This is a genomic window from Streptomyces kryoterrae (genome assembly GCF_054072135.1).
This window is the reverse complement of the sequence record NZ_CM133358.1, coordinates 824,479-836,321: the sequence shown is the minus strand read 5'-3', so window position 1 is coordinate 836,321 and position 11,843 is coordinate 824,479. Positions and strand designations below refer to the sequence as shown.

At 68.9% G+C, this 11,843-nt stretch carries 9 protein-coding genes; 6 read left to right on the top strand and 3 right to left on the bottom strand.

Annotated features, from left to right (window positions below; genetic code table 11):
- Positions 1–71 precede the first annotated feature (71 nt).
- The 3 genes from ACW4TU_RS03275 to rhaI all read right to left on the bottom strand — a co-directional run bounded on the left by ACW4TU_RS03275 (position 72) and on the right by rhaI (position 4,906).
- A complete protein-coding gene (locus tag ACW4TU_RS03275) occupies positions 72–1,538 on the bottom strand; it encodes a rhamnulokinase (RefSeq protein ID WP_457424422.1) in 1,467 nt (488 codons plus the stop codon).
- A complete protein-coding gene (locus ACW4TU_RS03270; RefSeq protein ID WP_457424420.1) occupies positions 1,535–3,574 on the bottom strand; it encodes a bifunctional aldolase/short-chain dehydrogenase in 2,040 nt (679 codons plus the stop codon). The genes ACW4TU_RS03275 and ACW4TU_RS03270 overlap by 4 nt, the downstream gene beginning before the upstream one ends.
- 162 nt (positions 3,575–3,736) lie before the next feature.
- Complete coding sequence (gene rhaI / locus ACW4TU_RS03265) at positions 3,737–4,906, bottom strand: L-rhamnose isomerase (protein WP_457424418.1); 1,170 nt, start codon at positions 4,904–4,906, stop codon at positions 3,737–3,739.
- A 288-nt stretch (positions 4,907–5,194) separates the two neighbouring features.
- Between rhaI and ACW4TU_RS03260 the strand changes: the two genes are divergently transcribed.
- From ACW4TU_RS03260 to ACW4TU_RS03235, 6 genes are all read left to right on the top strand, one after another.
- Positions 5,195–6,712, top strand: coding sequence for a sugar ABC transporter ATP-binding protein (locus tag ACW4TU_RS03260; RefSeq protein WP_457424416.1), 1,518 nt, complete (start codon positions 5,195–5,197; stop codon positions 6,710–6,712).
- Positions 6,709–7,749 (top strand): ABC transporter permease, encoded by a 1,041-nt coding sequence (locus ACW4TU_RS03255; protein WP_457424414.1) that lies wholly within the window; start codon positions 6,709–6,711, stop codon positions 7,747–7,749. The genes ACW4TU_RS03260 and ACW4TU_RS03255 overlap by 4 nt, the downstream gene beginning before the upstream one ends.
- Positions 7,742–8,737, top strand: a complete 996-nt coding sequence (locus tag ACW4TU_RS03250; protein WP_457424412.1) for an ABC transporter permease — start codon at positions 7,742–7,744, stop codon at positions 8,735–8,737. The genes ACW4TU_RS03255 and ACW4TU_RS03250 overlap by 8 nt, the downstream gene beginning before the upstream one ends.
- Positions 8,738–8,863: 126 nt before the next feature.
- Positions 8,864–9,946 carry a rhamnose ABC transporter substrate-binding protein gene (rhaS, locus tag ACW4TU_RS03245; protein ID WP_457424410.1) on the top strand — a complete coding sequence of 361 codons (1,083 nt, stop codon included), beginning with the start codon at positions 8,864–8,866 and terminating at the stop codon, positions 9,944–9,946.
- Between the two features lie 17 nt (positions 9,947–9,963).
- Positions 9,964–10,284 carry an L-rhamnose mutarotase gene (locus ACW4TU_RS03240; RefSeq protein ID WP_330286043.1) on the top strand — a complete coding sequence of 107 codons (321 nt, stop codon included), beginning with the start codon at positions 9,964–9,966 and terminating at the stop codon, positions 10,282–10,284.
- A gap of 73 nt (positions 10,285–10,357) precedes the next feature.
- Positions 10,358–11,782 (top strand): BNR repeat-containing protein, encoded by a 1,425-nt coding sequence (locus ACW4TU_RS03235; protein ID WP_457424408.1) that lies wholly within the window; start codon positions 10,358–10,360, stop codon positions 11,780–11,782.
- Positions 11,783–11,843: the final 61 nt, after the last annotated feature.

Genomic DNA, 11,843 nt, shown 5'->3' with positions numbered 1-11,843 from the left:
GCGGCTCCTAGCGATCGATCATCGGATGAGTGCAGGGTACGCGGAGGTCGCGCGGTGGGGGAATCCCCGTCTCACCGGACTTCGGTGAGACGGGCCTGAGCCGCACGCCAGGCCGCCGGGTCGCCGGAAGGCTCGTAGCGGGTCAGCGGCTGGGTACGGGCGAGCAGCCGGCGCATGTCCGTACGGTCGCCCACGAGTCCGTGGGCCCTCGCCTGGACGAGGACGTTGCCGAGCGCGGCGGCCTCGGCCGGACCCGCCACCACCGGCAACCCGCAGGCGTCGGCGGTGAGCTGGCACAGCAGCGCGTTGCGCGTCCCGCCCCCGACGATGTGCACGGCGTCGACACAGTGCCCGGCGAGCCGCTGGGCGTCCGCCACCGCCCGCCGATGGGCGAGGGCGAGGGAGTCGAGGATGCAGCGTGTGATCTCGCCAGGAGTCACCGGCACCGGCTGCCCGGAGAGCCGGCACGCCTCGGCGATCCGCTCCGGCATCCGGCCCGGCGCCAGGAACGCCGCGTCCCCCGCGTCCACGACGGACCGCAGCCCCGGCGCCTCGGCCGCCGCCCGCAACAGGTCGCCCAACTCCGGGTTCCCCCAGGCCCGTACGCACTCCTGGAGCAGCCACAGCCCCATGATGTTGCGCAGATAGCGGACCGTGCCGTCGAGCCCCAGCTCGTTGGTGAAGTTGGCGGCCCGGCTCTCCTCGGAGAGGACGGGCGCCTCCAGCTCCAGGCCCGCCAGGGACCAGGTGCCGGTGCAGATGTAGGCGAACCGCTCGTCCACCGCCGGAACGGCCGCCACCGCCGAGGCGGTGTCGTGCGACCCGACCGTGGTCACCGGCACCGGCCCGGTGAGCCCGGTCTCCTCCAGTACCTCGGCCCGCAGCACACCCGCCGGATCACCGGGCAGCCGCAGCGGCGCGAACAGCCCGAGGTCGATGTCCAGCTTCCGCGCGATGTCATGGGCCCAGTCGCGCGTGCGGGGATCGATCAGCTGGGTGGTGGAGGCGTTGGTCAGCTCGGTGCCGGCCTCGCCCGTCAGCCAGTACGCCAGCAGATCGGGGATGAGCAACAGCCGCTGCGCGGCGGCCAGTTGGCGGGTGTCTCGGGCCGCCGTCAGCTGGTAGAGGGTGTTGAAAGGCGCGTACTGCAACCCGGTCGCCGCGTACAGCTCGGCGGCCGGGACGGACGCCCACACCTTCTCCGCGACACCCTCGGTGCGGGCGTCCCGGTAGTGCACCGGGTTGCCCAGCAGGGCCCCGTCGGCGTCCAGCAGCCCGTAGTCCACGGCCCAGCTGTCGATGCCGACGGAGTCGAGTGCTCCACCGCAGTGGGTACCCGCCGCCCGGAGCCCGTCGAGCACACCCCCGTACAGCGCGAGAACGTCCCAGCGCAGCCCCTCGGGCACCCGCACGGGCCGGTTCACGAACCGGTGCGCCTCGGCCAGCTCCAGCGTGTCGGGCCCGACCCGGCCGACCATGACACGCCCACTGGACGCGCCGAGGTCGACCGCGGCGTACGACTTCACGGTCCGGGTCATCGCAGGAAGGCGGCGGCCACGCCGGCGTCGACCGGCACGTGCAGCCCGGTGGTGTGCGTGAGCTCACCGCCGGTCAGGGCGAAGACGGCGTTGGCGACGTGCGCGGGCAGCACCTCGCGCTTGAGGATGGTCCGCTGGGCGTAGAACTCGCCGAGCTTCTCCTCCTCGATGCCGTACGTCGCCGCACGCTGCGCGCCCCACCCACCGGCGAAGATCCCGGAACCGCGCACCACACCGTCGGGGTTGATGCCGTTGACCCGGATGCCGTGCTCGCCCAGTTCGGCGGCGAGCAGCCGCACCTGGTGCGCCTGGTCGGCCTTGGTGGCGGAGTAGGCGATGTTGTTCGGTCCGGCGAAGACGGCGTTCTTGGAGGCGATGTAGATGATGTCGCCGCCGAGCTCCTGCGCGATCATCATCCGCGCCGCCTCACGCGACACGAGGAACGAACCGCGCGCCATGATGTCGTGCTGCAGATCCCAGTCCCGCGCGGTGGTCTCCAGCAGCGGCTTGGAGATGGAGATCCCGGCGTTGTTGACGACGAGATCCACCCCGCCGAAGGCCAGCACGGCGGCCCGGAACGCCTCGGCGATCTGCTCCTCGCTCGTCACGTCGACGGTGACGGCGACGGCCTTGTCCGCCCCGCCCAGCTCCTCCGCCACAGCCTGGGCGTTCTCGGCGTTGAGGTCGGCGACGACGACACAGGCACCCTCGGCGACCAGCCGCTCGGCGATGGCCTTGCCGATCCCGCTGCCCGCACCGGTGACGAGAGCGACCCGAGTGGCCAGCGCCTTGGGCTTGGGCATCCGCTGGAGCTTCGCCTCCTCCAGCGCCCAGTACTCGATCCGGAACTTCTCGGACTCCTCGATCGGCGCGTACGTCGAGACCGCCTCGGCCCCGTGCATCACGTTGATCGCGTTGACGTAGAACTCGCCGGCCACCCGCGCGGTCTGCTTGTCCTTGCCGAAGCTGAACATGCCCACGCCGGGGATCAGCACGATCGCCGGGTCGGCGCCGCGCATCGCGGGGGAGTCGGGCAGGGCGTTGCGCCCGTAGTAGGCCGCGTACTCCTCGCGGTACTCGGCGTGCAGCTCCTTCAGCCGAGCGATGGCCTCGTCCAGGGGCGCGGCGGCCGGCAGGTCGAGGACGAGCGGCCTGACCTTGGTGCGCAGGAAGTGGTCCGGGCAGGAGGTGCCCAGAGCGGCGAGGCGCGGGTGCTCGCCGCGCGACACGAAGTCCAGCACGACGTCCGCGTCGCTGAAGTGTCCGACCTGAGGCTTGTCCTGCGAGGCGATGGCCCGCACGTACGGGGCGAGCGCGGCGGCCCGCTCACGCCGCTCCTCGGGCGCGAGGGCCGCGTACCCCTCGATCACCGGGCCGAACGGCTCGGCCTTCCCGCGCTCGGCGAGGAACGCCTCGGCGGTACGGATGATGTGCAGCGAGTTCTTCTCGCACTCCTCGGCGGTGTCGCCCCAGGCGGTGATGCCGTGCCCGCCGAGGATGCATCCGATCGCCTGCGGATTGGCGGCCTTCACGGCGGCGATGTCCAGGCCGAGCTGGAACCCGGGGCGCCGCCACGGCACCCAGACCACGCCGTCCCCGAAACACTCGGCGGTCAGCTTCTCGCCGTCGGCCGCGCAGGCGAGCGCGATACCGGAGTCGGGGTGGAGGTGATCCACGTGCGCGGCGTCGACGAGCCCGTGCATCGCGGTGTCGATGGAGGGCGCCGCCCCACCCTTGCCGTGCAGGCAGTAGTCGAACGCGGCGACCATCTCGTCCTCGCGCTCGACGCCCGGATAGACCCCCTTGAGCGCGTGCAGCCGGTCCAGCCGCAGCACGGCCAGCCCCCCCTCGGTCAGGGTCCCCAGGTCACCCCCGGACCCCTTGACCCACATCAGCTCGACATCACCACCGGTGACGGGATCGACGTCGGTCCCCTTGGCGGACGTATTGCCACCCGCGTAGTTCGTATTACGGGCGTCAGCACCAAGCCGACGGGACCGGGCGATGAGGGCGGCGGCTTCGGGATGGGTTGCCATGCGAGATCAATCCTTACGTAATGAATCAAACGAGGGGGAAGAGGAGCGCCCCGATAGGGGCGCGGGGCTGTATCAATTTGCGGCTACCGCCGCGTGGGCGCGACAAGCCACAACGAACCGGTGGTCCGCGACGAACCGAACCTGCCGGACGAGACGCGGAAGTCACGCCCCCCAACCGGCCTGCTCCCCACCAACCCGCTCCGCAACGATCTTCGCCCCCCACCCGGACCGGGCATACGCAGCGATCGGGTCCCCGTCCAGCCCCAGCTCCTCCCGAACCTCCACAAGCAACGGCCGCACATCCGTGTTGTACGCGTCCATCAACACCGCGTTGGCGGCCAGCACATCCCCGGCCCGCTGAGCGGCACCCAACGCCGACGCATCGACGAGGAGTGCCTTCGCCGTCGCCTCCTGCACGTTCATCACCGACCGGATGATCGCCGGAATCTTCGCCTCGATGTTGTGGCACTGGTCCAGCATGAACGCGACCTCGGGCACGAACCCGCCGCCCCGGATCACCTCGTACATGATCCGGAACAGCTGGAACGGGTCCGCCGAGCCGACCATCAGGTCGTCGTCCGCGTAGAACCGCGAGTTGAAGTCGAACGCGCCGAGCTTCCCCTCACGCAGCAGCGTCGCGACGATGAACTCGATGTTGGTCCCGGGCGCGTGATGCCCGGTGTCGACCACGACCTGGGCCTTCGGGCCGAGCTTGAGGCAGTGGGCGTACGCCGTGCCCCAGTCCGGGACGTCCGTCGCGTAGAAGGCCGGCTCGAAGAACTTGTACTCGAGGAGCATCCGCTGGTCGTCGCCGAGCCGCTCGTACACCGCGGCCAGCGCCTCGGAGAGCCGGTCCTGCCGATCGCGGATGTCGTCCTGACCGGGATAGTTCGTCCCGTCGGCGAACCACAGCTTCAGGTCCTTGGACCCCGTCGCGTCCATGATGTCGACGCACTCCAGCAAGTGACCGAGCGCCTTGCGGCGCACCACCGCGTCCGGGTGGCAGATGCTGCCGAGTTTGTAGTCGTCGTCCTGGAAGGTGTTCGAGTTGATCGCGCCCAGCTTCAGGCCGCGCTCCTCGGCGTACTTGGCAAGATTCGTGTATCCATCGGAGCCGTCGACCTTGTCCCACGGAATGTGCAGGGCGACGGTCGGGGCCACACCGGTGAAGGCGTGCACCTGTGCGGCGTCGTCCAGCTTCTCGAAGGGGTTGCGGGGGACGCCGGGCTGGGCGAACACCTTGAAACGGGTCCCCGAGTTCCCGTACGCCCACGACGGCGTTTCGATGGCCTGGGCCTTGAGAGCGGCCTTCACCGCGCTGAGCTCGGTCACTTCAGGACTCCTGTGACATCCGGTCGGAACGACTGCTGGGAATCAGCACGCGGAACGACGATCTGATGAAACGATTCAGAACGGGAAGCTATGAGCCCCCCGAAGGGGTGTCAAGCCCTCTGACCGATTCTGGCTACCGTGACTTGCCTGTGACCTTCGATTATCGAAAGAATTTCGATACGGACCCATTGACGTGACATGGCTCCCATGTCTAACGTCCCGGCAACCCAGTTGAAACCTTTCACGACGTCGTGAGGCCAGTCCCACCGGCGTCGTCGAGGAGCCCTCATGACCCACCCGTCCGACCCGGGGCCGGCCCCTGTGCTGGCACTCAAGGACATCTCGAAGTCCTTCGGTGCGGTGCGTGCCCTGCGGGACGTCTCCATGCAGCTGTTTCCCGGCGAGGTGCACGCACTCGCCGGTGAGAACGGCGCCGGCAAGTCGACCCTCATCAAGACGCTCGCCGGGGTGCACCGACCGGACGCCGGCCAGGTGCTGCTCGACGGCGCGCCCGTCGTCTTCCACGGCCCCGGCGACGCCCGCGACGCGGGTATCGCCGTGATCTACCAGGAACCCACGCTCTTCCCGGACCTCTCGATCGCCGAGAACATCTTCATGGGCCGCCAGCCCCGGCGCGCCCTCGGCCGGATCGACCACAAGGCCACCCACGCGGCGACCACCGCGCTGATGCGGCGACTCGGCGTCGAACTCGACCCCGACCGTCCCGCACGCGGCCTGTCCATCGCGGACCAGCAGATCGTGGAGATCGCCAAGGCGCTCTCCTTCGACGCCCGCGTCCTGATCATGGACGAGCCGACCGCGGCCCTCACCGGCAGCGAGGTGGCCCGCCTCTTCGGCGTCGTCCGCACCCTGCGCGAACAGGGCGCAGCCGTGCTGTTCATCTCGCACCGGCTGGAGGAGATCTTCAAGATCTGCCAGCAGGTGACGACCCTCCGTGACGGTGCCTGGATCGCCAGCGAGCCGCTGGAGGGCATGACGGAGGACGATCTCGTACGCCGGATGGTCGGCCGCGACCTCGACGAGCTCTACCCGAAGCAGGACGTGGAGGCCGGCGAGGTCGCGCTCAGCGTGCGTCGGCTGACTCGCGAGGGCGTCTTCACCGACGTCTCCTTCGAGGTCCGGCACGGCGAGATCGTGGGCCTCGCCGGACTCGTCGGCGCCGGCCGTACCGAGGTGGCCCGGGCCGTCTTCGGCATCGACCGCTGGGACGCCGGCGAGGTCGAGGTGGACGGCACCCTGCTGACCAACGGAGCGCCCTCCACGGCCATGGCCGCCGGGCTCGCCCTCGTCCCCGAGGACCGGCGCGCCCAGGGCCTGGTGATGGACATGTCCATCGAGCGGAACATCGGCCTCACCGGCCTGCGTACGACCGTCAGGGCCGGGCTCATGGACCGGGGCGCCGAGCGCAGCCGCTCCCTCGACTGGGCCGTCAGGCTCCAGGTGAAGTACGCCCGCATCGCCGACACCGTCAACACGCTGTCCGGCGGCAACCAGCAGAAGGTCGTCCTGGCCAAGTGGCTCGCCACCGGCCCCCGGGTACTGATCGTCGACGAGCCCACCCGAGGCATCGACGTCGGCACCAAGGCCGAGGTGCACCGTCTGCTCAGCGAGCTGGCCGCCGACGGGGTGGCCGTGCTGATGATCTCCTCCGACCTGCCCGAGATCCTCGGCATGGCCGACCGCGTGCTCGTGATGCACGAGGGCCGCCTCGCCGCCGAGATCCCGCGCTCCGAAGCAACCGAGGAAACGGTGATGGCCGCAGCCACCGGGAGGGCCGCCGCATGACGGTGACCGCTCCCAATCCCGCCCCCGCCGCCGAGGTGCCCAAGTCCAGTGGCACCCGGCTGGTGGACCGCGTGTTCAAGATGCGCGAACTCGCCATCCTGGTCGTCTTCCTGGTGATGATCGTCGTCACCCAGGCCGGCAACAGCGAGTTCCTGTCCGAGCAGGGCATCAAGGACCTGCTGCTGAACGCGACGATCCTGGTCCTGGTCGCCACCGGCCAGTCGCTGGTGGTCATCACCCGCAACGTCGACCTGTCGGTCGGCTCCACGCTCGGCATCAGCGCCTTCGCCGCCGGCCTCTACCTCCAGGACGGCGGAAACCCCGTCGTGGCCATCGCCCTGGCCGTCCTCCTCGGCATCGGCTTCGGGCTCCTCAACGGGCTCCTCGTCAGCTTCGGACAGGTACCCGCCCTCGTCGTCACCCTCGGCACGCTCTACATCATCCGCGGCATCGACTCCATCTGGGTCGGCTCCCGGCAGATCACGGCGGCCGACCTCCCGAACGGGTTCGTCGACTTCGGGTCGAGCGGTATCTCGGCGGTCCCGTATCTCGCGCTGATCGCCCTCGCCGTACTCGTCGCCACCGCCTACTACCTCCGGCAGTTCGGCAGCGGCCGTGAGCTGTACGCGCTCGGCTCCAACCCCGAGGCCGCCCGGCTCGCCGGCATCCCCGTGCGCGAGCGGATCCTCACCGCGTACACCTTCTGCGGTGGCCTGGCCGGACTCGCCGGCGCGCTCTACCTCGCGCGGTTCGGCAACGTCGACTCCAGCACGGGCAACGGGTACGAACTCACCGTCGTCAGCGCGGTCGTGGTCGGCGGTGTGGTCTTCACCGGAGGCTCGGGCAGCGTCTACGGGGCCGCGCTCGGCGCGCTGCTGCTGACCTCCATCAACAGCGTGCTGCCCGCCCTCGGCGTCAGCTCCGTGTGGGTCATGGCCATCAACGGCGTCCTGCTCATCCTCGCCATCGCGGTCGACCGGATCGTCGCCCTGCGCGTGGCCTCCGCCCTGAAGAAGAGGAACGCCCGCCATGGCTGACTCGTCGCTCGCGCGCGCCATCCGCGGGACCTCCCTGAACAGGTGGGACTCCGCCGTCGGTGTCCTCCTCGTCGTCGTCCTGCTGCTGTCCTTCGGGTTCGTGGACGGGTTCGGCAACGGGCTCAACCTGTCCTTCCTGATCGGCAACACCCTCCCGATCGCGCTCATCGCGCTGCCCATGACCCTCCTCGTCGTCTCTGGCGAGATCGATCTGTCCGTCGCCTCCACCGCCGGCCTCTCCGGCGCCGTGATGGGTGCCCTGTGGAACCAGGGCCTGACGATCGAGGTGATCATCCCGGTCTGTCTGCTCCTCGGAGTCGTCTGCGGGCTGGTCAACGGGCTGCTCGTCACCCGGCTCGGGCTGCCCTCCCTCGCCGTCACCATCGGCACCATGGCCGCCTACCGGGGCATCGCACAGATCGTGCTCGGCTCCGACGCGGTGACCGACTTCCCCACCCAGTACCTGGACTTCGCCGCCGGACGCATCGGGGACACCTTCATCCCGTACGCCCTGCTGCCCTTCCTCGTGCTGCTCGCGATCGCCGTGGTCGTGCTGCACGCCACCCCGTTCGGCCGCTCGCTGTTCGCGATCGGCGCGAACGAGGAGGCGGCCCGCTTCGCCGGCCTCCGGGTCAAGCGGCAGAAGCTGATCCTGTTCGCGGTGACCGGTCTCACGGCCTCCCTCACCGGGATCTTCTGGGCGCTGCACTACGCCAGCGCTCGCTACGACAACGCCACGGGGCTCGAACTCTCCGTCATCGCGGCCGTGTTGCTCGGGGGCATCGACTTCGACGGTGGCAAGGGAACGCTTGGTGGCGCCATCGCCGGGGTGTTTCTCCTCGGGGCGTTGCAGAACGTGATGAGCCTTCAGGATGTTTCGGCTCAATCACAGATTGTCGTCACGGGCATCCTGCTGGTGCTTTCCGTGCTCGGCCCTCGGGTTGCTCGGCAGGTCTCGTTGGCGAGGGCGTCCCAAAGGTTGACGTAGAAGGCCGTCTGCAAGCTGCGGGCCCGCTGTGGCTGGCCGCGCCCGCGCGGCGGAGCCGCACATGGATACAGCCCCGCGCCCCTGAAAGGGGCGCTCCTCCTCACCCTCTCTTGACAAGGAACCCTCATGCGTAAGTCATCCGTCCGCCGTGCCTCCGCGGCTCTCGCCGCGGCCACCTCGCTCGCTCTGGCGCTCACCGCCTGTGGCGGCACCACCAAGAACGACGTCAAGGACGAGGGCGCCTCGGCCGCCGCGACCGGCAAGGCCGACCCGAACGCGGCCACCAAGAAGGGCCTGACCGTCGGCTTCCTGCCGAAGGCGGTCAACAACCCGTACTTCACCTCCGCCGACAAGGGCGGCGAGACCGCGCTGAAGGCACTGGGCTCCAGCTACAAGGAGGTCGGCACCACCAGCGCCACGGACACCTCCGGGCAGGTCTCCTACGTCAACACCCTGACGCAGCAGCAGGTCGACGCGATCGCCGTGTCCGCGCAGGACCCGGGCGCCCTGTGCACCGCGCTCAAGCAGGCCATGAAGAACGACATCAAGGTCGTCACCTACGACTCGGACACCAAGGCGGACTGTCGCAACGCCGCCGTCTCGCAGGCCAGCGCCGAGGACCTGGGCCGTACCGAGGTGCAGCTGCTCGCCGAGCAGATCGGCTACAAGGGCGACATCGCGATCCTGTCCGCCGCCCAGACCGCGACGAACCAGAACATCTGGATCGACTTCATGAAGAAGGAGCTCGCGGACCCGAAGTACAAGGACATCAAGCTGGTCAAGGTCGCGTACGGCAACGACGACGCCCAGCAGTCCTTCCAGCAGACCCAGGGACTCCTCCAGGAGTACCCGAACCTGAAGGGGATCATCTCCCCGACCACCGTCGGCATCAAGGCCGCCGCCCAGTACCTGTCCGGCTCGAAGTACAAGGGCAAGGTCAAGCTGACCGGCCTCGGCACCCCCAACGACATGCGCAAGTACGTCAAGAACGGCACCGTCGAGGGCTTCGAGCTGTGGGACCCGGCGAAGCTCGGCGAGCTGGCCGCCTACACCGCTGTCGCGCTGGTGTCGGGTCAGATCACCGGCAAGGAGGGCGAGACCTTCAAGGCCGGCGACATGGGCTCGTACACCATCGGCAAGGACAGCGTGATCAGCCTCGGCAAGCCGACCGTGTTCACCAAGGACAACATCGACCAGTTCAACTTCTGATTGGCCAGGGGCTGTTGATGCAACGTGTGTGCTTTCTGCTGAAGGTCCGGGCGGACCGCCTCGACGAGTACCGCGAGCGGCACGCCGCCGTGTGGCCCGAGATGCTCGACGCGCTCTCGGCCACCGGCTGGCACAACTACTCGCTCTTCCTGCGCGAAGACGGCCTGCTGGTCGGCTACTTGGAGACCGAGGACTTCGCCGCCGCCCAGGCCGGCATGGAAGCCGCGGAGATCAACGCCCGTTGGCAGGCGGAGATGGCGCCGTTCTTCGAATCGCTGGACGGCGCCCGTCCCGACGAGGCCATGAAGCCCCTGACCGAGGTGTTCCACCTCGCCTGATCACCCAGCTACCCAGCTGATTCCTCTCGTTCCTTTCCTTACGCTCATTTCGCAAGACAACGGAGTCCCCGAGATGAAAAGACGTACGTTGCTGGGCGCCGCCCTCGCAGGCGCCGTGGTGACCCCCGCCTTCGCCGTCGGCAGCGCCCGCGCCGCGGACCCCGGTCCCTCGGTCACCCGGACCGGCACCACCACGCTCGACTCCCAGGCCGTGTTCTTCGTCTCCTACGACGGCCTGGTCAACAACAACTCGTTCCAGAAGAACGGCCTGCTGACCTACAAGGGCTACCAGTACGCCGTCTGGTACACCGCCGACAAGAACGCCGTCGTCGGCCGCCGCGTCCTCGGCGGCACCACCTGGTCGACGGTCCAGGTCGGGCACACCCTCAAGGCCGGCGACTCGCACAACGTCATCTCCATGGGCGTCTCCAGGACCGACGGCCGCCTCCACCTCAACATGGACTCGCACAGCGACGGCTTCACCTACGTCAAGTCGGTGGCCGGGCTCCTGGACAACCCGTCCGGGCTCAGCTGGACGGCGGCCCGATTCGGCACACCCCAGTCGACGCTCGACGGACTCGCGCTCACCACCCAGTTCACGTACCCGCAGTTCGTCTCGCTGCCCGACGGCAAGCTCCAGCTCAGCTACCGCGTCGGCATCTCCGGCAACGGCCGCAACGCGCTCGCCGAGTACGACGGCACCTCCTGGACCAACCTCGGCGAGTGGTCCAGCTCCACCGGCACGTACACCAGCGAACACGGCTCCTCCACGGTCCGCAACATGTACCTGCACGGCATCGACTACGACAGGAACGGCCGCCTGCACTCGTTCTTCACCTGGCGCGAGCAGAACGGCGCCGTCATGTGCAACAGCGGCGGCATCACCAACCACGACACCGGCTACGTCTACTCCGACGACCGGGGCCGCACCTGGCGCAACAACGCGGGCACCCTCGTCGGCACCACCGGCGGCTCCGACAAGGTCGCCGTGACGGACAGCGGCCTGGTGGTCGACGCGCTGAACCCGGATCACTCCCTGATGAACCAGGAGAGCCAGTTCACCGACTCGTCGGGGCTGCCGCACGCGATCATCAGCTACGTCCCCGGCCGTTTCGGCCAGTGCACCACCAACTACGTCACCAACCGCACCGCCAACGGCCGCGCCTTCCATCTGCGCAAGAACTCCGCCGGCACCTGGCAGAAGACCGAGATCCCGGTCCCGCTGAACTCCAGCCAGCGCACCAAGCTGGTCCTCGACAAGTACGACAACGCCTACGCGATCTTCCCGTTCGGGCGCATAGCCGGTGCCTCGAAGTCCTCCGGCTACACCGACTGGACCGTGCTGTTCGACGGCAGCGATCTGAACGCCTTCGGTGAGGTCGTGATCGACGAGACCCGGATCGCCCAGGACAACGTCCTGTCCGTCCTCTACCAGGAGACGTCGAGCGGTACGACCCCCTCGGCGCTCCATGTCGTCGACTTCCGGCTTCCCGCGTGACCGGAACGATCAGCGGATTAGTCAAGGGCGGGCAGGCCGCTAATGTAAAGGCCTGCCCGCC